The sequence below is a fragment of the Xanthomonas sp. NCPPB 4037 genome (assembly GCF_041475695.2).
Lineage (GTDB): Bacteria > Pseudomonadota > Gammaproteobacteria > Xanthomonadales > Xanthomonadaceae > Xanthomonas > Xanthomonas campestris.
The window spans coordinates 2,756,740-2,776,937 of record NZ_CM191261.1 but is presented as its reverse complement, the minus strand read 5'-3'; the positions used below and the strand labels follow the sequence as shown (position 1 = coordinate 2,776,937).

The 20,198-nt window shown below is 61.0% G+C and carries 23 protein-coding genes and 3 pseudogenes; 10 read left to right on the top strand and 16 right to left on the bottom strand.

Annotation, left to right across the window (positions count from 1 at the left end; translation table 11 throughout):
• The first annotated feature begins 30 nt into the window (after nucleotides 1–30).
• Nucleotides 31–903: a CPBP family intramembrane glutamic endopeptidase gene (locus tag ACCQ01_RS12480; protein WP_228434173.1), complete on the top strand. Its 873-nt coding sequence runs from the start codon at nucleotides 31–33 to the stop codon at nucleotides 901–903.
• Here ACCQ01_RS12480 and ACCQ01_RS12475 read toward each other — a convergent pair.
• From ACCQ01_RS12475 to ACCQ01_RS12465, 3 genes are read right to left on the bottom strand one after another with little or no spacing between them, the layout of a single operon-like run.
• A complete protein-coding gene (locus tag ACCQ01_RS12475) occupies nucleotides 885–1,721 on the bottom strand; it encodes an alpha/beta hydrolase (protein WP_228434174.1) in 837 nt (278 codons plus the stop codon). The genes ACCQ01_RS12480 and ACCQ01_RS12475 overlap by 19 nt on opposite strands.
• Nucleotides 1,699–3,438 (bottom strand): ATP-binding response regulator, encoded by a 1,740-nt coding sequence (locus tag ACCQ01_RS12470; RefSeq protein ID WP_228434175.1) that lies wholly within the window; start codon nucleotides 3,436–3,438, stop codon nucleotides 1,699–1,701. The genes ACCQ01_RS12475 and ACCQ01_RS12470 overlap by 23 nt, the downstream gene beginning before the upstream one ends.
• A complete protein-coding gene (locus ACCQ01_RS12465) occupies nucleotides 3,431–3,892 on the bottom strand; it encodes a hypothetical protein (RefSeq protein ID WP_228434176.1) in 462 nt (153 codons plus the stop codon). Before ACCQ01_RS12465 ends, ACCQ01_RS12470 begins: the two co-directional genes overlap by 8 nt.
• Nucleotides 3,893–4,073: 181 nt before the next feature.
• On the opposite strand from ACCQ01_RS12465, the gene ACCQ01_RS12460 reads away from it, so the two are divergent.
• The 6 genes from ACCQ01_RS12460 (at nucleotide 4,074) to virB5 (ending at nucleotide 9,157) form a co-directional block, all read left to right on the top strand.
• Nucleotides 4,074–4,874 carry a lytic transglycosylase domain-containing protein gene (locus ACCQ01_RS12460; RefSeq protein ID WP_228434177.1) on the top strand — a complete coding sequence of 267 codons (801 nt, stop codon included), beginning with the start codon at nucleotides 4,074–4,076 and terminating at the stop codon, nucleotides 4,872–4,874.
• Between the two features lie 87 nt (nucleotides 4,875–4,961).
• Nucleotides 4,962–5,216: a hypothetical protein gene (locus ACCQ01_RS12455; RefSeq protein WP_228434178.1), complete on the top strand. Its 255-nt coding sequence runs from the start codon at nucleotides 4,962–4,964 to the stop codon at nucleotides 5,214–5,216.
• Between the two features lie 2 nt (nucleotides 5,217–5,218).
• Nucleotides 5,219–5,518 (top strand): TrbC/VirB2 family protein, encoded by a 300-nt coding sequence (locus ACCQ01_RS12450; protein ID WP_228434179.1) that lies wholly within the window; start codon nucleotides 5,219–5,221, stop codon nucleotides 5,516–5,518.
• A gap of 12 nt (nucleotides 5,519–5,530) precedes the next feature.
• Nucleotides 5,531–5,854, top strand: a complete 324-nt coding sequence (locus ACCQ01_RS12445) for a VirB3 family type IV secretion system protein (protein ID WP_228434180.1) — start codon at nucleotides 5,531–5,533, stop codon at nucleotides 5,852–5,854.
• Complete coding sequence (locus tag ACCQ01_RS12440; RefSeq protein WP_228434181.1) at nucleotides 5,844–8,456, top strand: VirB4 family type IV secretion/conjugal transfer ATPase; 2,613 nt, start codon at nucleotides 5,844–5,846, stop codon at nucleotides 8,454–8,456. Before ACCQ01_RS12445 ends, ACCQ01_RS12440 begins: the two co-directional genes overlap by 11 nt.
• Nucleotides 8,453–9,157 carry a P-type DNA transfer protein VirB5 gene (gene virB5, locus ACCQ01_RS12435; protein WP_228434182.1) on the top strand — a complete coding sequence of 235 codons (705 nt, stop codon included), beginning with the start codon at nucleotides 8,453–8,455 and terminating at the stop codon, nucleotides 9,155–9,157. The genes ACCQ01_RS12440 and virB5 overlap by 4 nt, the downstream gene beginning before the upstream one ends.
• A gap of 404 nt (nucleotides 9,158–9,561) precedes the next feature.
• Here the strand turns inward: virB5 and ACCQ01_RS12430 are convergent, their stop codons facing one another.
• From ACCQ01_RS12430 to ACCQ01_RS12375, 12 genes and pseudogenes are all read right to left on the bottom strand, one after another.
• Nucleotides 9,562–9,852: a hypothetical protein gene (locus tag ACCQ01_RS12430; RefSeq protein WP_372358796.1), complete on the bottom strand. Its 291-nt coding sequence runs from the start codon at nucleotides 9,850–9,852 to the stop codon at nucleotides 9,562–9,564.
• Between the two features lie 13 nt (nucleotides 9,853–9,865).
• Nucleotides 9,866–10,207: an SEC-C metal-binding domain-containing protein gene (locus ACCQ01_RS12425; protein ID WP_372358795.1), complete on the bottom strand. Its 342-nt coding sequence runs from the start codon at nucleotides 10,205–10,207 to the stop codon at nucleotides 9,866–9,868.
• A 262-nt stretch (nucleotides 10,208–10,469) separates the two neighbouring features.
• A pseudogene (locus ACCQ01_RS12420) lies at nucleotides 10,470–10,802 on the bottom strand (helix-turn-helix domain-containing protein); the annotation flags it as partial.
• 220 nt (nucleotides 10,803–11,022) lie between these two features.
• Entirely contained in the window at nucleotides 11,023–11,313 is a 291-nt protein-coding gene (locus ACCQ01_RS12415; protein WP_228434183.1) for a hypothetical protein, read from the bottom strand.
• A gap of 13 nt (nucleotides 11,314–11,326) precedes the next feature.
• Nucleotides 11,327–11,668 (bottom strand): SEC-C metal-binding domain-containing protein, encoded by a 342-nt coding sequence (locus tag ACCQ01_RS12410; protein WP_372358795.1) that lies wholly within the window; start codon nucleotides 11,666–11,668, stop codon nucleotides 11,327–11,329.
• A gap of 262 nt (nucleotides 11,669–11,930) precedes the next feature.
• Nucleotides 11,931–12,263 (bottom strand): annotated as a pseudogene (locus tag ACCQ01_RS12405) (helix-turn-helix domain-containing protein); the annotation flags it as partial.
• Between the two features lie 220 nt (nucleotides 12,264–12,483).
• Entirely contained in the window at nucleotides 12,484–12,774 is a 291-nt protein-coding gene (locus tag ACCQ01_RS12400) for a hypothetical protein (protein ID WP_228434183.1), read from the bottom strand.
• Nucleotides 12,775–12,787: 13 nt separating this feature from the next.
• Entirely contained in the window at nucleotides 12,788–13,129 is a 342-nt protein-coding gene (locus ACCQ01_RS12395; protein WP_372358795.1) for an SEC-C metal-binding domain-containing protein, read from the bottom strand.
• Nucleotides 13,130–13,391: 262 nt separating this feature from the next.
• A pseudogene (locus tag ACCQ01_RS12390) lies at nucleotides 13,392–13,631 on the bottom strand (helix-turn-helix domain-containing protein); the annotation flags it as partial.
• A gap of 97 nt (nucleotides 13,632–13,728) precedes the next feature.
• Nucleotides 13,729–14,379, bottom strand: a complete 651-nt coding sequence (locus ACCQ01_RS12385) for a TraX family protein (RefSeq protein WP_228432743.1) — start codon at nucleotides 14,377–14,379, stop codon at nucleotides 13,729–13,731.
• Nucleotides 14,380–14,507: 128 nt separating this feature from the next.
• The gene (locus tag ACCQ01_RS12380) at nucleotides 14,508–16,301 is read right to left on the bottom strand and encodes a transmembrane repetitive protein (RefSeq protein ID WP_228432742.1); all 1,794 of its coding nucleotides are present in this window, start codon (nucleotides 16,299–16,301) and stop codon (nucleotides 14,508–14,510) included.
• A gap of 13 nt (nucleotides 16,302–16,314) precedes the next feature.
• Complete coding sequence (locus tag ACCQ01_RS12375) at nucleotides 16,315–16,914, bottom strand: NfuA family Fe-S biogenesis protein (RefSeq protein ID WP_014507816.1); 600 nt, start codon at nucleotides 16,912–16,914, stop codon at nucleotides 16,315–16,317.
• A 92-nt stretch (nucleotides 16,915–17,006) separates the two neighbouring features.
• Between ACCQ01_RS12375 and ACCQ01_RS12370 the strand changes: the two genes are divergently transcribed.
• The 3 genes from ACCQ01_RS12370 to zupT all read left to right on the top strand — a co-directional run bounded on the left by ACCQ01_RS12370 (nucleotide 17,007) and on the right by zupT (nucleotide 18,728).
• Complete coding sequence (locus ACCQ01_RS12370) at nucleotides 17,007–17,363, top strand: 4a-hydroxytetrahydrobiopterin dehydratase (RefSeq protein ID WP_228432741.1); 357 nt, start codon at nucleotides 17,007–17,009, stop codon at nucleotides 17,361–17,363.
• Complete coding sequence (locus tag ACCQ01_RS12365; protein WP_228424697.1) at nucleotides 17,360–17,782, top strand: energy transducer TonB; 423 nt, start codon at nucleotides 17,360–17,362, stop codon at nucleotides 17,780–17,782. The genes ACCQ01_RS12370 and ACCQ01_RS12365 overlap by 4 nt, the downstream gene beginning before the upstream one ends.
• A 127-nt stretch (nucleotides 17,783–17,909) precedes the next feature.
• Nucleotides 17,910–18,728: a zinc transporter ZupT gene (gene zupT / locus ACCQ01_RS12360; protein WP_011037238.1), complete on the top strand. Its 819-nt coding sequence runs from the start codon at nucleotides 17,910–17,912 to the stop codon at nucleotides 18,726–18,728.
• A gap of 383 nt (nucleotides 18,729–19,111) precedes the next feature.
• Here the strand turns inward: zupT and ACCQ01_RS12355 are convergent, their stop codons facing one another.
• Entirely contained in the window at nucleotides 19,112–20,095 is a 984-nt protein-coding gene (locus tag ACCQ01_RS12355) for an RluA family pseudouridine synthase (RefSeq protein WP_011037239.1), read from the bottom strand.
• Between the last annotated feature and the right edge of the window lie 103 nt (nucleotides 20,096–20,198).

Below are 20,198 nucleotides of genomic sequence, written 5' to 3'. Positions count from 1 at the left end.
ACCCCTAACAGCGCGAACATTGGGAAAACTATGAGAGCTGAGCAAGCGGCGATTGTGATCCATGGTCTGGCATGGCTGCCTTGGGTGGTTATTTTTCCGGCCGTGGTGTTGCTTTGGCGCGACCGCACGCGCACGGCGGGCCTCTGGGCGATCGGGGTCGGTTACACGCTGGCGGCTCTGGTCGGGCAACTCTCCGTCGCAGTCGTATTTTCGTTGGCGGCTCTTGGTGTTGCCGGCTGGGCAGTGATGCGCGGCACCAGCAGGTGGGCTCGCATCGCCGGGCATCTGCTCTTCATCCTGACAGCGATTGCGCTTCGGCTGCATGTAGCGCCCGGGTTCAACAACCCCGTGGCAATCAATGGGCTCATCTCACCTGACGCGGTTCCGTACAAGGCGTATTTGAACCTAGACAAGACGCTGAGTGCTGTGTGGGTCGTCGCATTCATTGCGTGGCTGGACACAGCGGGGCCGACGCTTCGCAGGGTAGGGCTCGGCATCGCCTTCGGCCTTGGGTCCTTCGTTGCATTGGCCCTATGTGCACTGGCGGTTGGCCTTGTGCAGTTTGAGCCGAAATTGCCTGCCTCCGCATGGCTATGGGCGCTCAACAACGTGATTCTTGTCTGCTTCGCCGAAGAGGTGTTTTTCCGTGGCTACTTGCAGGCCGGCCTGGTGAGGTTGCTGAACAAGCGACGCGGCGCCGACTGGATTGCTATCACAATCGCAGCATTGGCATTCGGCGCTGCCCATTACGGTCAGGGCCTTACGATGCAACTGCTGAGCGTGCTGGCTGGAATCGGGTATGGCTTAGCGTACCGTCGCGCAGGCTTGATCGGTGCCATAGCGGCGCACGCCGCGCTGAACATCTGCCATTTCTTCCTGCTGACCTATCCGGCCCTGGCATGAGCTAAGCACATGAGTTGATCCCGCAGGAAATCAATCGATGCGTCCGCCACTTGTCGTGCAACAAGGCTCTTGTGCGGCGAACCAATGACATGCGCGCCCGATGCAAATGCAATGGCGTGCTTGTTCTCCAGCGGCGTTCCAAGCGCGTCGAACATGGCCAACATCGCCGGTACCGAAGCGGTCTGATCTTCGTCACCTGCTGGAGCACGGTAGTAGCCGAGAAAGACCGGACAGCGAACCTGCGGCCAGGGCGGATCCACCGTAAACCTGGCAAACATGGTCCGCAAGGCCCGGTATCCGTCCGGGTGGACGGTCTTCGACCAAAACGCCTGCGCAGCGGCCGTGCGGGGGCGCGGGTCGGTGATCGGCTCTACTTCTGCACACGCGGCTTCCAGCAGGGATGGGATGGCCGCCTGAACTCCCGGAGACCACGCAACGACTGCGGCCACATCCCTCGGTCGCTGCGATGCCAGCCAGAGGCCTAGGGTGGCGCCCAGTGAGGATCCGACAATGACCACCTGGTCACCCATGCTGCATGCCCGCGCCAGCGCTTCCGCCGCGGAATCCTGCAATGTCTCCACGGTCAGGCCTTGCATTGCCGTCGGCTCATCCGTTCCATGACCAGGCCAGCGATGAACGTACAGGTTGGCATTCAGTGCGTCGGCCATGATCTCTGGCAGCTCAGCTGCCTCGCCAGGACTCGCCGTAAAGCCATGCAGATACAGCATGGCCACCGGAGTCGGCGCATGGTCGCCGTCCTGCCAGTAGCAACGCGAGGCGTTGCCAGGCTTGACGTTATCGGTGTCGGTCTTCGGCATAGTGTTTGATTGTTGCCAGGAGCTCATGGGCGTTGATCGGCTTGGCCAGGTAACCGGAGACACCTGCATCGGACGCTTCCCGAATCGAATCGCTGCGTGTGTCAGCAGTGAGCACGATGATCGGCGGCAACGTTGTGATGGAGTCCCCGGCTTCACGCAGAGCATCCCAGCCCGACTTGCCAGGCATGTGCAGGTCAAGGAATACCAGGTCTGGATTGGCTTGGCGGATCCGCTCTACCGCGTCTGCACCATCGATGTGGAACGTGACCCTATGACCCGCACGCGATAGCAAATTACCGATAACCAGCCGATTGGTGTCCATGTCCTCGAACACCAGGCAGTGCATGGGCGTCACCGTCTCGATGTGGCGCCGAAGCGCCTCGCGCAGGTCAAGCGTGCGACTCGTCTCAACGGCCGCCGCAGCCAGGCTGAACTCCCAGCGGAAGATGCTGCCGCCGCCGGGGTTGTCGCTCACCGTCAGGCGGCCATCCATTGCATTCGAGACTGAAAGGGCAATGAAAAGACCTAGGCCAACGCCACCTTCTGTCCGGTTCGAGCCCGTACTGAGCTGCGTGAAGGGTGTGAAGATGGATGCCTTCTTGTCATCGGGAACGCCAATGCCCGTATCCGTAACGGAAACCAAAGTGTCCCATCGGCCGTCAGCGCGGGTGCTCTCAATCAGGACATCGACTGTCCCCCCCGATGGCGTGAATTTAATTGCATTGGTCACCAGGTTGGTAATTACCTGCTCAATGCGTCCCTCATCGCCCATCACGTAGGGCGTTTCGGAGGGATTGAAGCGATAGCCGAGCGTCACTCCTTTGACCGAAGCCGCGCTGCCGCACACGGCCTTGACCGTATCGAGTACATCCGAGAGGTTCAGCGGCTTTGTCACCAGCTGGAGGCGGCCGCCATCAATGCTTGCAACATCGAGCACCTCGTTGACGCGATGCCGCAAGGCCGTCGCGTTGACAGTCATCGCCTTCATCAAGTCGCGCTGCTCGGTCGGCATGTTGTCGGTGTCGATCAGCTGCGAACAGTTGATCACTGCATTCAAGGGCGTCCGGAGCTCGTGATTCATCGTGCTGATAAAGCGGCTCTGCGCATCACGAGAAGCTAGTGCTTGAAAGGCGACCTCTTGCATAGCCATCACAATACGCGCGACCAACAAAGGCAGCACCACGCTGTGGGCGACGGCATACACAAAGTAGGCCGGGCGCGATATCCAATAGCCTGGCGGAGCTGTCAACACAAGCAGCACAAAAGACCCAGCTAGAACAGGTAGAACCGCCTTCCGTCCATAGCGCGCAACGGCTGCAATGCTAATGAACGGCAAGAACGCGTTGAGCGAAATCAGCAAGAGAAAGGCAAGATGCGTTTGGATCCCGATGAACAGCAGATTCATCGCAAAGCCCACGCCATCCAGCCATTCGGTCTGAGGGATCACCCGCTTACGAATCAGCACCATCCAGACCAAAGAAAAGGCCAATAGCGCCACCGAGATTGGGAAGACCGAAACGGCATCCTTCACCAACACCGGTTGAGGGCCGTAAAGCCAGCCAAAGCTCCAAATCGTCACGATCGCCTGGACAATCACTCGTCCGACACACGCGCGGAATTCAAGGAACGATTCGAAGATCCTGACCAAGCGCTCGTTCCGAAGCTGCTTGGCGGCGGCGATTAGGCCGGGCGCTTCTAGTTGGGGGGCACTAGCCATGATTTCCTTGGTTGTGTGTCTGTACGTTGGATTGGAAGTCTTTCACAAGAATGGCGGCAGCTTTGGCTAACGCCTTGAAGCGCAACTCCAAGGAAATGCGATCTGCTTGACTGGCATCGCGGCGCAGCTGCTCACACGCTGCCAACAGCTCTGCGGAACCAATAGGGGCTAGCGCGTTTTTAAGCCCGTGTATTTGCTCAAGCACTGACTCAACAGGAGTCGCATCGTCAGCAAGCGTGCACGCCGACACAATCTGATCAATCTCAGCGACGACCGCCACGGCGTACTCCACGGCACCATTGGCGCCCAATGAAGCCATCGTGTCCAGCGTAGATCCAGGCTCGACCTTCGGCTGACCGTATCCCTCGCTGAGTCGTTCACCAACGCTAGCGGTGCTGCTTTGATCAGCCGCGATTGCAGGGCGTTGCAACAACTTTGCGATCAATTCCTTCATCGCTAATTAGCCCTCGTAACTTTCCCAATTTTCATTTGACGGCCAATTGTCCAGGCTGTTGGTGCGGGTCCAGTCACGCAAGACATCGCCACAAGCAAACAGGGTAACAAAGGTTGACAACCATCATTCTGTGATAAATGATGTATCACATTGTCAACATCGACATATCGAGACATAGCCAATGTCGCTGCGCATTCTGGCACTTCTGGTAGGGCTGTTCGGGGCAACGATAGGCCCGAATGCGTCAGCTCAGCCGGTGACTGAGTTCGACGTTCTAGCACGCCAATGTGCTCCGTCGGTCCATCCGACCACGCTTGCTGCGGTGGTCAAGGCTGAGTCGAGCTTTCGCGCCTATGCAATCAACATCAATGGAGGCGCCCAACTACCGCGCCAACCCGACACGCAACCTGAGGCGGTGAGCACCGCGAAATATCTGCTGGCGAACGGCTACAACTTCGACTCTGGTCTTGGCCAGATCAACAGCAAGAACGTCAGCAAGTTCAGCATGTCATGGGAAGACGTCTTTGAGCCCTGCGCCAATCTGGCAGCTGCCGCCCGCGTTCTCACAGATTGCTTCACGCGTGCCGCAGCGAGCGAATCAAATGATCAGGCAGCGCTCCGCAACGCGCTGTCTTGCTACAACACCGGCACCTTCACGCGCGGCCATGCCAATGGGTATGTGAGCCGCGTTGAACGCTCTGCCGGCAAGAACCCTGCGGCCCTGGTCCCGGCGCTTCTTCCCGATGGCCAATCAATCGAAGAGTCGAAGACCGGGGCCGCAGGACCCCAGCCCATGGCCGATGAGGCTGGCGCTGCCGACGCTTTCGGCCGGGATCGCACGGACGCGTTCGGCAGGGCAGCGGCCCGTAGCCGCATGGAACGCACGTTGAGAAGCGAGGAGGGTAATGCCTCTCCCGCTGCCGATACGGCATCAAAAGACCATCTGCCCATCACTCTTACAGGATCGACTATGGAATATTGATGCATCGCAATGTCATTCTTGAAAAGGACAAAAGTCAAGGCAGCGCTTACGCTGGCTCGTTCACCACGGCCAACGGGAGCAACTGCAATGAAGCTTATCCAGTCACCAGACCTCGATCTTTTACTGACCCAAAGCACCATCGAAGAGTGCGTTGTAATCGAAACCAAGGAGCACGCCTGGACGTTTGTGCTGTCCATTCGCAACCACAAGGACGGCTCCTTGTCCGAATACCGCCTCGTAAGCCAAAGGGGCCGTAAGCGCGAATGGAGCGATCCACGCGCCATGTTCCGGTTCCTGCGCGATCACTACAACGTCCAGAAAGGACACTTCCAACTGAGGTAGACATGAAAGGCATCTACGCACGCTTTTCCGATTACAAAGCTTCCTTCGCAACGTCAATTTTTCTTGTGCTTGCTGCATCCGACGCGCAGGCACAAGGACTCACCAAGGCAAAAGGCTTCCTGACCACGCTCAAGGACAACCTGCTTGCCTTTATCCCAATAATTGCGGTGATTGCTGGACTTATTCTTGTCGCCCTTTATTGGTTCGACATCATCCGCAAAGACTCCTTTATCAAATGGATTGTCGGCCTGATCATCGCCGGATCCGTCTCGGAAATTGTTGCGATCTTCATGACCACCTGATAGGGGCTCACGATGGACGACAAACAGCCCACGTCGTTCCCCCTGTTCAAAGGCGCAACGCGCACCGCCATGTTCATGGGGGTTCCGCTTCTACCTCTGATCTTCTCCGTGTTTGTCATCTTTGTGCTAGCCATGCTTGTCAGCATCTTCTGCTGGCTGCTGCTGATCCCGATTCTATTCGTGCTGCGTCAGATCGTGAAGCATGACGACAAGGCGTTTTCGACGCTTGGACTATGGATTGACACTAAGTTGCGCAACACAAATAAGAAGTTTTGGAACGCCTCGTCGTATGCCCCGGCTACGTATAAGCGCAGGAGAAAAAGAAATGTTCGGTGACATTGCTGCCAAGAAAGAACTCCTCGCCGAAAAGGGTATATCCGACTACATCCCTTATACGCGGCATGTGACCGATACCATTCTTGGAACCGCCGCAGGCGATCTGCTCACGGTATTCAAACTGACCGGTCGATCGCACCTGAGTGCTGACTATCAGACGCTAATGAACTGGGTTGCTGACCTCAACACTGTCTTCAAAGGCGCGGCGACCGATCACCTCTCGCTTTGGACGCACATGGTCAGGCGTCGTGTTACCGAATACCAAGAGGCCCAATACGACAACGCATTCTGCGCTGGCTTTGACGCCAAGTACCGTGCGATGTTCACTGACAAGTCGCTCCTGGTGAATGAGCTCTACCTGACGGTCGTCCACCGGGCGGTGCCGGATAAGACTCTGGCCCTGCTTGCTCGTTTTGAGAAGCAGAGCGTCAAGGAAAAGCGAGAGCGCCAGCAATCGGCCGTCAAAGACCTCGAAGAGCTACAGCGTCTGTTCCTCGCCTCGCTCAGGCGATATGGCCCAGAAGTGCTGGGTACGTATCAGTGCGTGCACGTGGCCACCGATGGGATCGGTGAGGATGGCGAGCCTATCCAGGAAGAGACGCGGCTAGAGCTCGGCGAATGGTGGAATCGTGAGCAGAGCCGGGGCGCCGCAGATGCTGCCGACACGCGGACTGACCTGGTCAAGGCTGAAGCCGCTGCCAAAGCCTCCGGCCTGCCTGTCTACCTCTACTCGCGGCCTGCCGAGTTCTTAGCTCGCTTGGTGAATGGCGAGCATCTGCCCATGCCGGTGACCTATGAGCACTTCCGGCAAACCATGCCGCAGAACCGGATCAACTTTTCCTCGTGGGGCGAGCTCGGTGAGATTCGAACACCAACGCGGACGCGCTTCTTCGGCATGGTTGAAATCTTCGACTACGAGAAGCGGAGCGAGCCGGGGCATCTGAACAAGTTCCTCAAGGTGCCTTATGAGTGTGTCCTGACCCAAAGCTTTTCCCTGCTATCTCGCCATGCTGCAAGGGGCCAGCTGGAACGCCATAGGCAGCACCTGATTGACTCAAACGATCCATCCGATCAGCAGGTCCAGGAGCTAACGTTTGCGCTGGACCAACTCATGGCTGGCGAATTTGCCTTCGGCGAGCACCACGCCACGCTGGCCGTCTTTGGCGACACGCCAGCTGAGACGCGTGACCGATTGGAAAAGTCGCGGGCCTTGTTCTTCGATGTAGGCATCGTCCCGCAGGTGATCGGCCTGGCGCTGGAGGCAGCGTACTGGGCCCAGCTGCCATGCAACTGGCAGTACCGGCCGCGTCCTGCGCCAATCTCCTCTCAAAATTTCCTCAGCTTCTCTTCGCTGCACAACTACATGGCGGGCAAACCGACAGGCAACCCCTGGGGATCCGCTGTGACGATGTTCAAGACGGATGCCGGCACACCGCTCTACTTCAATTTCCATGCCACCGATCCGACCGAAGACAATGAGGGTGAGCGGCCAGCTGGCCACACGATCATCACCGGCATGACGGGGCAGGGCAAGACCGTCTTGCTCGGCATTTTGCTCGCTCAGGCCGCCAAGTTCCGCCCCTCGGTTGTGGTGTTCGACAAGGATCGCGGAATGCAAGGAACCGTGATGGCGATGGGCGGTCGCTACTTCCCCCTCGCGATGGGCCAGCCCACCGGTATGAATCCGTTGCAGCTGGACCCGACTCCAGAGAACGTCATATTCCTAAAAGCGCTCATCCGGCAGCTAGCTGAGTCGTCTGGGGACACTGTCAACCACAACGACGAAGTAGAGATTTCCCGCGCCTTAGAGACAGTGATGTTTCGCCTTGATCGACCGCTGCGGCGGTTCTCATTGCTCCTGCAGAATCTGCCTAACCCAATGCCGGACCCTAACGATCCGAATCCACGCCCGACCGTGCACGCTCGGCTGCTCAAGTGGAGCGAGGGCGGGGAGTATGGCTGGTTGTTCGACAACGATACCGACGACATCGACCTGACCAAGCATCGCCTATACGGGTTCGACTACACGGACTTCTTGGACGTGCCGATCATCCGCACTCCCATGATGATGTACCTCATGCATCGCACCGACGCGATGGTCAACGGCCAGCCTTTTATCAAGGTCATGGACGAGTTCTGGAAGCCGCTTGAGGATCAATTCTTTACGAAGTGGTCGAAGGACGGGCTGAAGACCATCCGCAAAGCCAATGGCCTCCTGGTCTTTGCCACGCAAGAGCCGGGCGATGCGCTCGAAAGCCCGATCGCGCGCACCATCATCCAGCAGTGCGCCACCCAGATTTTCTTGCCGAACCCGATGGCTACACGTGCCGACTATGTTGAGGGATTCAAGCTCACCGATGCTGAGTTTGACCTGGTGAAGTCCATGCCAGCCGACTCGCGGAAGTTTGTCATCAAGCAGGGTGGAAACTGCGCGGTCGGCACCCTCAACCTCGTGGGATTTTCCGACGAACTGCTGGTTCTGTCGTGCTCCCCTGATCGCGCAGAAGTCATTGAAGCGGTCATCGCAGACGTGGGCGATGATCCCGATCGCTGGGTGCCGGCGTTCGTCAGCCGCGTCAAATCAAAGGAGAAGCCACTATGAAAGCGAACCTGCTGGGAGGGGTTTTGCTCGCGAGCCTGGCAATGCCATTCACTGCCAGTGCTCAGATTCCAACCACCGACGTGGTGCTCAACACCACGACCGTGGCCAATCAAGCAGCCAATATTGCCAAGTACACCGAACAGATTGTCCAGCTGAAAAATCAGTTGGACCAGGCCAAACGGCAGTATGAGTCCCTGACTGGCTCTCGGGGGCTGGGCGACCTGTTCAATAACCCGGCTTTGCGCCAATACCTTCCGCAGGATTGGACGGGCCTCTATGACGCTGTGCAGACAGGCAACGTTGCTGGCATCAGTGGCAACGTCCAGGACATCATCAACAACAGCAAGAACGGTTCCATCACCGACATGTACTCCGATGTGCGTGCGCGGCAGGAACGGCTTGGAGCCGTCAATAAAGCCACAGGCCTGGCCGGATTCGACGCTGCCATGAAGCGTGCCGATCAGATTCAGAACCTAATCGGCCAGATCAACGGGACCTCGGATCCCAAAGCCATCGCCGAGTTGCAGGCGCGACTTGGTGGCGAGCAAGCCCAAGTGTCCAACGAGATAGCTAAGTTGCAACTCATGGCCATGTTGCAGCAGGCCGAGGAGAAGGACATCGCAGCCAAGGCCGCAGCCGCCTATGACAAGCAAATGAGCGGTGGGAACGACGTGCCGCGCTTGAAGCCTCAGTCCTTCTGACCGTTGCTTGAAAAGGCTATGGCGCACGGATGCGCCGCTCTTGATCCCCAGCGCTCGGAGCGCGCCCGGATCCGCGCCGGAGTCAGGTGAAGCATCGAGCTCACCAGCGGCATACCCACATCACTGATAGCGCCCTTCAGTTCGCATAATGTATATTATGTGCGACTCGGTTCTGTGGCTTCATACGCGTGCCGCCTCCATCGCGGCCCTGAGTGTTGCCGGCGGTTGCTGCCACCGGCAAGAATTGCCCAGCTGGGCATGCCAAAACGGGTCAGCAGTCGGGTTGCCGCCCGGCCCTGACCCGCACTCTTGCGCGGCTCCAGCCGCTAACACAACAGCGCGGCATCCATGCCGCGACCCCGCAGGGGCAAGGCCCCTGCACCCCTGTATCGCATGTTGACGCGTCACGGAGCATCCCCAACGTCACCACCGGGCGCGCACGGCTTGTCAGCCTTTCTGCGCGCCGCGGCGGCACCCCGCACACGATGCCGATGACCAATGCGCCGAGTCCTGATATCAATCTCGCGCGCGTAGTACGCAATGAACGTCTCAGCGCTCTCGATCATTGATGAGAACGCCAGCTTTTCCTCAAGGCTGGTCGGCCGTTCTGTCCTCATTTGCTCGATAACAGCACGCATCTGACGGGACCGGGCCAACGCCCAGCGCAGATATTCAAGGTTCGATTGACGCTTCACCGAGCACCCCCGGTTAGGTCCACTCCGGGTGGCAATGCTTGGCCTTGCGACCACTTCCACAGGGGCAATCCGTATTGCGGCCAACCTTGGCCGTGGGGCGCCTGACAGTGGTCACCACCGGATCGTCCCAGGCAGGCATCGCTGACGGCCGGGTGGGCGGCCGAGGCTTTGGCTTTGGTTTGCTGGCCGGCGCAGGAACGACCACTAGATCCTGACGGGCCCGTTTCACCTGTTCCGAAATGGCGAACAGGATGTAGGCGTTGAGGGAGACGCCGAGGGCCGCAGCCTGTGACTTGGCCTCCTCCACTACGTGCATTGGGAGCCTCAGATTTAGCTTGTGAATGACGTCGTTCATGGGGCCATTGTGGCCCCATTATGGCCCCATCGCAAGACATGCGGAATGAGACCTCAATGCCTTGCTGCATAAGGGTTTGAGGGGCGGGCGAGGCCTTTGTTTTATAATAGACAAGCCCAAGGCCCCGGCCGGCTTCGCCGGCCGAGGCCTGCTCGATGTCATCCAACCGTCGACGCAAATGGTCACGCTCACGAAGAAGCGGCCCCATCGCCTCAGCTCGACGGAATAACAGAGATAGCCAGGCCAAGTCGGCCGGCTTTATTTCATGACCCTCAGGGGTGACCAATGCGCCCCGGTGATTGATCGAGCAATCGGACCAGGCCGGATGGATTAGGTCGCCATGCCGATATATCCGCAACAGCTTGAATGCAGCATAGGTGGGCCGAACCCGACCCGTCTCCCAATGACCAATGGTGCGGACACTGACGTTGAGAAAGCGCGCCGCCTCCTCTCTGGTGAACCCACCGAAGATTCTGGCGTCTCGGAACTGAGTGTTGCTGATAATGGAACGATGCGCAGATTTGTATAATGCGGATCGCGAAGAGCGAGCGCGTGGGCTCTGTATATTATGTCCGACTCGGTTCTGTGGCTTCATACGCGTGCCGCCTCCATCGCGGCCCTGAGTGTTGCCGGCGGTTGCTGCCACCGGCAAGAATTGCCCAGCTGGGCATGCCAAAACGGGTCAGCAGTCGGGTTGCCGCCCGGCCCTGACCCGCACTCTTGCGCGGCTCCAGCCGCTAACACAACAGCGCGGCATCCATGCCGCGACCCCGCAGGGGCAAGGCCCCTGCACCCCTGTATCGCATGTTGACGCGTCACGGAGCATCCCCAACGTCACCACCGGGCGCGCACGGCTTGTCAGCCTTTCTGCGCGCCGCGGCGGCACCCCGCACACGATGCCGATGACCAATGCGCCGAGTCCTGATATCAATCTCGCGCGCGTAGTACGCAATGAACGTGTCAGCGCTCTCGATCATTGATGAGAACGCCAGCTTTTCCTCAATGCTGGTCGGCCGTTCTGTCCTCATTTGCTCGATAACAGCACGCATCTGACGGGACCGAGCCAACGCCCAGCGCAGATATTCAAGGTTCGATTGACGCTTCACCGAGCACCCCCGGTTAGGTCCACTCCGGGTGGCAATGCTTGGCCTTGCGACCACTTCCACAGGGGCAATCCGTATTGCGGCCAACCTTGGCCGTGGGGCGCCTGACAGTGGTCACCACCGGATCGTCCCAGGCAGGCATCGCTGACGGCCGGGTGGGCGGCCGAGGCTTTGGCTTTGGTTTGCTGGCCGGCGCAGGAACGACTACTAGATCCTGACGGGCCCGTTTCACCTGTTCCGAAATGGCGAAGAGGATGTAGGCGTTGAGGGAGACGCCGAGGGCCGCAGCCTGTGACTTGGCCTCCTCCACTACGTGCATTGGGAGCCTCAGATTTAGCTTGTGAATGACGTCGTTCATGGGGCCATTGTGGCCCCATTATGGCCCCATCGCAAGACATGCGGAATGACACCTCAATGCCTTGCTGCATAAGGGTTTGGGGGGGGCGCGTATGCGTTGTTTTATAATAGACAAGCCCAAGGCCCCGGCCGGCTTCGCCGGCCGAGGCCTGCTCGATGTCATCCAACCGTCGACGCAAATGGTCACGCTCACGAAGAAGCGGCCCCATCGCCTCAGCTCGACGGAATAACAGAGATAGCCAGGCCAAGTCAGCCGGCTTTATTTCATGACCCTCAGGGGTGACCAATGCGCCCCGGTGATTGATCGAGCAATCGGACCAGGCCGGATGGATTAGGTCGCCATGCCGATATATCCGCAACAGCTTGAATGCAGCATAGGTGGGCCGAACCCGACCCGTCTCCCAATGACCAATGGTGCGGACACTGACGTTGAGAAAGCGCGCCGCCTCCTCTCTGGTGAATCCACCGAAGACTCTGGCGTCTCGGAACTGAGTGTTGCTGATAATGGAACGATGCGCAGATTTGTATAATGCGGATCGCGAAGAGCGAGCGCGTGGGCTCTGTATATTATGTCCGACTCGGTTCTGTGGCTTCATACGCGTGCCGCCTCCATCGCGGCCCTGAGTGTTGCCGGCGGTTGCTGCCACCGGCAAGAATTGCCCAGCTGGGCATGCCAAAACGGGTCAGCAGTCGGGTTGCCGCCCGGCCCTGACCCGCACTCTTGCGCGGCTCCAGCCGCTAACACAACAGCGCGGCATCCATGCCGCGACCCCGCAGGGGCAAGGCCCCTGCACCCCTGTATCGCATGTTGACGCGTCACGGAGCATCCCCAACGTCACCACCGGGCGCGCACGGCTTGTCAGCCTTTCTGCGCGCCGCGGCGGCACCCCGCACACGATGCCGATGACCAATGCGCCGAGTCCTGATATCAATCTCGCGCGCGTAGTACGCAATGAACGTGTCAGCGCTCTCGATCATTGATGAGAACGCCAGCTTTTCCTCAATGCTGGTCGGCCGTTCTGTCCTCATTTGCTCGATAACAGCACGCATCTGACGGGACCGAGCCAACGCCCAGCGCAGATATTCAAGGTTCGATTGACGCTTCACCGAGCACCCCCGGTTAGGTCCACTCCGGGTGGCAATGCTTGGCCTTGCGACCACTTCCACAGGGGCAATCCGTATTGCGGCCAACCTTGGCCGTGGGGCGCCTGACAGTGGTCACCACCGGATCGTCCCAGGCAGGCATCGCTGACGGCCGGGTGGGCGGCCGAGGCTTTGGCTTTGGTTTGCTGGCCGGCGCAGGAACGACTACTAGATCCTGACGGGCCCGTTTCACCTGTTCCGAAATGGCGAAGAGGATGTAGGCGTTGAGGGAGACGCCGAGGGCCGCAGCCTGTGACTTGGCCTCCTCCACTACGTGCATTGGGAGCCTCAGATTTAGCTTGTGAATGACGTCGTTCATGGGGCCATTGTGGCCCCATTATGGCCCCATCGCAAGACATGCGGAATGACACCTCAATGCCTTGCTGCATAAGGGTTTGGGGGGGGCGCGTATGCGTTGTTTTATAATAGACAAGCCCAAGGCCCCGGCCGGCTTCGCCGGCCGAGGCCTGCTCGATGTCATCCAACCGTCGACGCAAATGGTCACGCTCACGAAGAAGCGGCCCCATCGCCTCAGCTCGACGGAATAACAGAGATAGCCAGGCCAAGTCAGCCGGCTTTATTTCATGACCCTCAGGGGTGACCAATGCGCCCCGGTGATTGATCGAGCAATCGGACCAGGCCGGATGGATTAGGTCGCCATGCCGATATATCCGCAACAGCTTGAATGCAGCATAGGTGGGCCGAACCCGACCCGTTTCCCAATGACCAATGGTGCGGACACTGACGTTGAGAAAGCGCGCCGCCTCCTCTCTGGTGAATCCACCGAAGACTCTGGCGTCTCGGAACTGAGTGTTGCTGATAATGGAACGATGCGCAGATTTGTATAATGCGGATCGCGGAGAGCGAGCGCGTGCGCTCTGTATATTATGTCAGAACAACGCCTGCAGGAGCATCAGTTCAAACCATTGCGTACGACAACCCAGTCAAAGCCATCAGATGGCCGCAGTAATACATGTAGAACGCTCTACCCGTCCGCGGGATGGCCCATGACAGGTAAGCCAAACCTGCAATCGGCAGCGCAAGCAGCGGCCACAACGTCCGGTTCACCGAGCACAAGAACACTAGCGGGATCACCAAGAGCACGACAACCGACGCTGCCCTGGGCCATCGCCAGCCCGCGGGATTGCGCCAGAACAGCCAAGCACCGAGTACAACCGCCAGACCGTTCCACCGATAGTCAACCAGGTAAGGTGCCGGCAACAGGCAGAAAGCCAACACAACCCATTTTCGTTCTTCGATCGCACGAATACAGACAGCTGCCAATGCGAAGGACAAGAGAATATTGAGCGGCAGTGCCCGATTGAATGCGATCGCCGCAATCGGTGTCGCAATGAGTCCCCACAGGAACAAACGCTTGATCAACTTGGCGACATCAGCACCCGGCTGCGCCAAATTGTAGGCAAACACCAGTGCGAACAATGGAAATGCCACGCGGCCCAGTTCTGCAATGACCGGCACATAGCCCAGGTGCAGAATCTTCAAGGTGTGGTCGCCTGTCATAAACAGCAGCGCGAGCCACTTCACCAATTCACGGCCTCCGCTTGTCATGCGATCCCTCCTTGTTCGACGACGGCTCGATGAGCTAATGCGGATTTACTGATCAATTTATCTAACTCTGGAGCTGCCAGCAGTTCTGCAGCACCGGCCACCAACCCCAGCCATTCTTTGCAGCCCTGCTATCTCACAGCCCCATTGTCTTCCTGCAACTCCCGCTTGAACGGCACATCCGGTGGCGGCCTTGCGGTGGCTGGCTGATCGTTGAGATTCGGGTCGCTCAGGCCGCAGCCGCCGCCGAATTGCAGCAACGACACCACGCAGCTGATCTTGGTCGTGGTGCCGGGAATGGGAATTTCGATCTTCTTCAATCCGCGCCGCACCCATTCCTGCAACAGCGTCTGGTTCGGCATCCAATACTTGTCCAGCGACGTCGGCGTGTAACCGTACGGCGGCCGCTTAAGCCAGGTGCCGCCTTGCGCAATCTGGTCACGCGTCCAGGTGTCGGTGTCGCTGCCAGGCGGGCCGCGATCGCCAGCGCCATTGCCGGCCTCGCCACCGGCGGCAACCCGCACGCTGCCGTCGTTGTTGAACATGCCGTCGCGTTTGCCATCGGCACCGGTTGCTTGCCCGGGACGGTCGCGGGTCGATTTGCTCCAGTCGTCCGCGTTGGCAGCCACATCCCATCCGCCACTGCGATCAACTGGTTTCGGGCCGGCACCGCCGGTGGCCGCCGGCTTGCTGGATGCGGCGGCCGCTGACGCCGGTTTCGCAGATTGCGCAGCCGTCTGTTGGTTGGTCTGATTAGCGGATGACGGCGCGCTGGAAGGTGTCGGCGCCGCAGGCGATATGGGTGCCGTCGCGGCCGAAGGCGTCTGCACGACTGCCGGTTGCGCCGGGGGTGTCTGCGCCGGCGTCGGCTGTGGCGCCGGGTCCGGCACGTTCGGCAGCTCCGCAGCACGCACCGCCAGCTCGGGCATGCGAACCGTGGGAACTACCTCACGTGCACGCACGGTGGGCGCGGTGACCCTAGCCTGCTCGGGCACGACGATCTCGCGCTCGCGCACGGTGGGCGCCGCGGCAGCGCGCACGGCAATGGCCGTAGTCGGTCGCTGCAGTTCGCGCACCTGTGGCCGCTCGGTCACCGTCTGGATCTCGCGCTGACGTACCTGTGGTGCAGCCGGCTCGATCGGGCGTGGCGCCACAGTGATGGTGGGCGGCGGCGGGACGACGAAATCCGTGGTCGGCACCGGTGTTTCAGTCACTTGCAGCGGCGATTCCAGCGTGACCTGCGGTACCTGCACACGGACCTGCGGGATATCGGGCGTACTGGGTTCCGCCGCAGCGGCCACAACAGGTTCGGGCGCGACGTCCGGCACGTCGGCTGCCGGCTCCACCGGCTCGGCCACTGTGGATGCGGCGCTTGCCGGCGACGCTGCTGCTGACGACGCGGCTACCGCAGATGCCGCCGCTTGCTGAGCGCCAGATGCAGCTGTGGCTGGCGCAGCGTCCGCCACCGGCTTGCCTTCGCCACCGCCCTGCTCTGCGGCGCCCTCTCCTACATAGGTCAGGCGCACCCGGGCCTCGTCGCCCTGTTTGGTGTCGTCCGGGGCCCAGCGCACGCTGACTACCCACAGCAACAAGGCGACAAATCCAAGGTGGATCAGCGCACTGCCGAGTACCGCCCCCCAGTGCAGCGGGCGCTCGTCGCGTGGACGCGGGTCCCAGTGTTGCCACCACAGGCTGCGGAATGCCTGGAACGGACTCAGTCTTCCCGCCATACCGTCGCGAGGTCGCGGCGCAGGACGCGCCAACAGCGCGTCCGTCAGTTGGTCGTCATCAAACCGTGCTGGCGTACCCAGCCGCCCCCGCATCCAGATGCCCCAGCCATAGGGCAACCCGGTCCGCCGATCCAGAATGAGCTTGCCCGGCATGCGCGCCAACAGCGCCTGCAGGAGATCGGCAGCGGTTGTCACCGGTGGTGCGGAATCAGGCCGCGCTGTCGCGCGGAATGTAAGGCGCGTCGCCGGTGGCGTGATCGGTCGCGTCGCGCACGGCAATCACGCCGGGCACGCGCCCCATCAAGGTCTTCTCGATGCCCTGCTTCAGGGTGACATCGGCCATGCCGCAGCCGTGGCAGCCGCCGCCGAAGCGCAGTAACACCACTCCCTCGGCCGAGACTTCCTGGACCGCGACGCGCCCGCCATGCGAGGCCAGCTGCGGGTTGATCTCGTTCTCTACCACCCAGCGCACGCGCTCCACCATCGACGCCGACTCGGCCGGTGCCTCGCCCTTGATCTTGGGCGCCTTGATGGTGAGTTGCTGGTTGCCGGTGGACTGGGTGACGTAGTCGATCTCGGCGCCATCCATCCACGGCACGCTAGCGGCCACCACATACAAGGTGAAGCCATCGCAATCGATGGCCCATTCGTCGCCGGACAAGTCGGCCGGCTCGGCGAACTCGAGTTTGGCGTCCGCACGCGGGGTGCCCGCGTCCACCGCGCTCAGGCGCACGCCCATGCCGGGCACACCCTCGCGCTCGATGAGCTTGCGGAAATAGGTCTGGGCTTTGTCGGATATCTGGATCATGCGGGTTATTCTACCGCTCAATGCGCCCCCGCTCATGGAACACCGTGATCCTGGTGGGTGCTTCTGTTCGCCACTTCGCGAGGCCGCCTGTCATGACCGATCTCATCCCCCTGGAACAGGCCCATTGCCTGCCCCGCACGGGCAGCGACCACAAGCTGGGCGAAGCCCGCCTGGCCGAGCTGTTGCCCCAGGTCCCCGGCTGGGAGCTGGCCGAAGCCGGCATGGCCATCACACGCACATTTCGCTTCGCCGACTATTACCGCACCCTCGCCTTCGTCAATGCGCTGGCCTGGATCGCTCACCGCGAAGACCACCATCCGGATCTGGGCGTGCATTACGACCGCGTGGTGGTGCGCTATTCCACCCATGACGTGGGCGGGCTGAGCGAGAACGACTTCATCTGCGCGGCCAAGGCAGCGCAGCTCTTCGATCAAGGAATCACCGCATGAACCAGTATCGCGCCCTGCTTGCCGGCCTGTGCGTCACCGGCGCCCTCGTCGGCTGCGGCAAGCCATCGCAGGAGGCCGCCACGCCCGGCGTGGCTCCCACCGAGCTGGCCGCCCTGAAGACGCCTCCGCCCGAATACTCGCCGCAGCTGGCCTGTGCGGGAATCGGTGGCAAGACGGTGCTGCGTGTGGTGGTTGGCCCGCAAGGCTCCCCCACCGATGTGACTGTCGCCCAGAGCAGCGGCCAGCCGGTGCTGGATGAGGCGGCGCAGACGCGCGTGCGCGAATGGAAGTTCAAGGCCGCCACCCGCAATGGACAGCCGGTGCCGCAGACCATCCAGGTGCCGGTGGACTTCAAGCCGCCGGTCCCCAAGCCTGACGAATGCTTCGCCATCGAAGAGCGCGCCCGCCGCGGCGGCTGACCACCACGCATCCATCATCGCGCCATGGCCATCCTGCAGCAGCGGATGGCCGAGCGCAGACACGCGCAGCTGAACTCGCCACGCACTCCGCCGGATCGCCATTCTTTTCGACGAGGTCGTTGCGTCAATGCTTGAAGTGTCATCGCACAATGTCTGGACTGCGCTTGCGGTCACTTTGGCTGCCGGCCTGGCGACCGGCCTGGGCAGTCTCATGGTCGTCTTCGCCAAGAAGCCCAACCCGCGCCTGCTGGCCTTCGGGCTGGCGTTTGCCGGCGGCGCCATGGTGTTCGTGTCGCTGTCGGAGATCCTCAACAAGTCGATCGCCTCGTTCTCCAACGCCTACAACGACAAGCTCGGCTTCACCTACGGCACGCTGACCTTCCTGGGCGGAATGCTGCTGATCATGGTGATCGACCGTCTGGTGCCCAATCCGCACCAAAGCCTGTCCACCGACGACCCGCAATTTCGCGACGACAACCGCGCCTACATCCGGCGCGTGGGCCTGCTGACGGCAGTCGCCATCACCGCGCACAACTTTCCCGAAGGCCTGGCCACGTTCTTCGCAACGCTGGAAAGCCCGGCGGTGGGCATGCCGCTGGCGTTCGCCATCGCCATCCACAACATTCCCGAAGGCATTGCGATCGCCGTGCCGGTGTATTTCGCCACGCGCAACAAGTTCTATGCATTCGGGGCGAGCCTGTTGAGCGGCCTGGCCGAGCCGATCGGCGCGGGCATCGGCTACCTGCTCCTGTCCAGCGTGCTGTCCGAGGCCGTGTTCGGCGCGGTGTTCGGGGTGATCGCCGGGGTCATGGTGTTCCTCGCCCTGGACGAGTTGCTGCCTGCCGCCAAGCGCTACGCACAAGGACACGAGACGGTCTACGGCCTGGTGTCGGGCATGGGCACGCTGGCGATCAGCCTGGTGTTGTTCCGTTATGCGGCGCCTTGAGCCTGCAGCCAATTGCCACTGCTGATGAGTGCTGCCCTGCCCCACAGCTGCCTGGTCTGCTGTTACAGGGATGCAGCGATGCCCGATACATCGCGCCAAATCGGCGCGCCTGACGTGCACACGCGAACTCACGCGAGGCGTGCTCTAGCCAAGACCCACGAAAAGGCTCCGGAGGCAGCTAGCGGGCTAGACCCGCTAGCCGTTCCCCGGTGACAGCGGAGGCATGGACCTCAAGCATTTCATCCCGTCCCGTTTGCCATGCCCGGGGCATCGATAGATCTGACGTTGAGCCCGCAAAGGCTGCACGCGCCGCGCATCAAGCACGACGCGTACGTACTTTCCCGCGCCAGCGAGGAACCCATCGCCTCATGCGAAGCCGCGACTCAACCCAGCCGATCCAGCGCCTCAGCCAACTCCGGCGCCAACGGTGCGTTGAGTACATACGGCGTCTTGCCGTTGTCCAGCGCGAACTCCAGCGAGGCGGCATGCAGGAATAGGCGGCGCAGGCCGACCTGGTCGCGCAGGCGCTTGTTCACCTCGGGGTCGCCGTATTTGTCGTCGCCGGCAACCGCATGGCCTAGGTGCTGTGCATGCACGCGGATCTGGTGGGTGCGCCCGGTCTCGATGCGTACCTCGCAGTAGGAATGCCCGCCGCGACGCTCCAGCAACCGGAAGTGGCTCAGCGACGGCTTGCCGATTGCATTGACCTGCACATGCCGCTCGCCGCCCTGGCGCAGGCCGATGTGCAGCGGCGCATCCACACTCATCACCCCGTCGGGCATCCGCCCTACCAGCAGCGTGAGGTAGCGCTTGGTGATGCTGCGCCCGTCCACCCTGTCGTCTTCGCGCATCAAGGCCTGCAGCTCGGTCAGCGCCGAGCGCTTTTTGGCCACGATCAATAGGCCCGATGTATCGCGATCCAGACGATGCACCAGCTCCAGCGTCTGATTCGGACGCAAGGCGCGCAGGGTCTCGATCGCCCCGAAGCTGATCCCGCTGCCGCCATGACTGGCCACGCCGGTAGGCTTGTTGAGCGCCAGCAGCCGCGCATCTTCGAACACGATGGCCGCTTCCAGCCGCGCCTGGAACGCCGACGGCGGCGCAGCCTTGTCGCCCTCCTCGGTAAGACGCACCGGCGGGATGCGCACTTCTTCCCCACCCTCCAGCTTGCGCTCGGCCTTGGCCCGCCCGCCGTTCACGCGCACCTGCCCGCTACGCACCAGCTTGTAGATCAGGCTGCGTGGCGCGCCCTTCAATTGTCCCAGCAGGAAATTGTCCAGCCGCTGCCCAGTGCGGTCTTCCGGAACTTTGAGAATGCGCACGCCCACACGGTCGGCGGGAGGCTTGGGGGGCTGGGGGTCGGTCATCCGGCTCTTTATTCTGTTACACTCGGCGAGCGAGATAAGGGTTTGATTTCGTTGAAAGTTGATTGGCCAGAAGCCTGACTTCCGATGATTCCGGCACAGTGCG

Coding starts and splice junctions, on each gene's coding strand:
- ACCQ01_RS12480 (WP_228434173.1), top strand. CDS start 31: ATGAGAGCTGAGCAAGCGGCGATTGTGATCCATGGTCTGGCATGGCTG.
- ACCQ01_RS12475 (WP_228434174.1), bottom strand. CDS start 1,721: ATGCCGAAGACCGACACCGATAACGTCAAGCCTGGCAACGCCTCGCGT.
- ACCQ01_RS12470 (WP_228434175.1), bottom strand. CDS start 3,438: ATGGCTAGTGCCCCCCAACTAGAAGCGCCCGGCCTAATCGCCGCCGCC.
- ACCQ01_RS12465 (WP_228434176.1), bottom strand. CDS start 3,892: ATGAAGGAATTGATCGCAAAGTTGTTGCAACGCCCTGCAATCGCGGCT.
- ACCQ01_RS12460 (WP_228434177.1), top strand. CDS start 4,074: ATGTCGCTGCGCATTCTGGCACTTCTGGTAGGGCTGTTCGGGGCAACG.
- ACCQ01_RS12455 (WP_228434178.1), top strand. CDS start 4,962: ATGAAGCTTATCCAGTCACCAGACCTCGATCTTTTACTGACCCAAAGC.
- ACCQ01_RS12450 (WP_228434179.1), top strand. CDS start 5,219: ATGAAAGGCATCTACGCACGCTTTTCCGATTACAAAGCTTCCTTCGCA.
- ACCQ01_RS12445 (WP_228434180.1), top strand. CDS start 5,531: ATGGACGACAAACAGCCCACGTCGTTCCCCCTGTTCAAAGGCGCAACG.
- ACCQ01_RS12440 (WP_228434181.1), top strand. CDS start 5,844: ATGTTCGGTGACATTGCTGCCAAGAAAGAACTCCTCGCCGAAAAGGGT.
- virB5 (WP_228434182.1), top strand. CDS start 8,453: ATGAAAGCGAACCTGCTGGGAGGGGTTTTGCTCGCGAGCCTGGCAATG.
- ACCQ01_RS12425 (WP_372358795.1), bottom strand. CDS start 10,207: ATGAACGACGTCATTCACAAGCTAAATCTGAGGCTCCCAATGCACGTA.
- ACCQ01_RS12410 (WP_372358795.1), bottom strand. CDS start 11,668: ATGAACGACGTCATTCACAAGCTAAATCTGAGGCTCCCAATGCACGTA.
- ACCQ01_RS12395 (WP_372358795.1), bottom strand. CDS start 13,129: ATGAACGACGTCATTCACAAGCTAAATCTGAGGCTCCCAATGCACGTA.
- ACCQ01_RS12385 (WP_228432743.1), bottom strand. CDS start 14,379: ATGACAAGCGGAGGCCGTGAATTGGTGAAGTGGCTCGCGCTGCTGTTT.
- ACCQ01_RS12375 (WP_014507816.1), bottom strand. CDS start 16,914: ATGATCCAGATATCCGACAAAGCCCAGACCTATTTCCGCAAGCTCATC.
- ACCQ01_RS12370 (WP_228432741.1), top strand. CDS start 17,007: ATGACCGATCTCATCCCCCTGGAACAGGCCCATTGCCTGCCCCGCACG.
- ACCQ01_RS12365 (WP_228424697.1), top strand. CDS start 17,360: ATGAACCAGTATCGCGCCCTGCTTGCCGGCCTGTGCGTCACCGGCGCC.
- zupT (WP_011037238.1), top strand. CDS start 17,910: ATGCTTGAAGTGTCATCGCACAATGTCTGGACTGCGCTTGCGGTCACT.
- ACCQ01_RS12355 (WP_011037239.1), bottom strand. CDS start 20,095: ATGACCGACCCCCAGCCCCCCAAGCCTCCCGCCGACCGTGTGGGCGTG.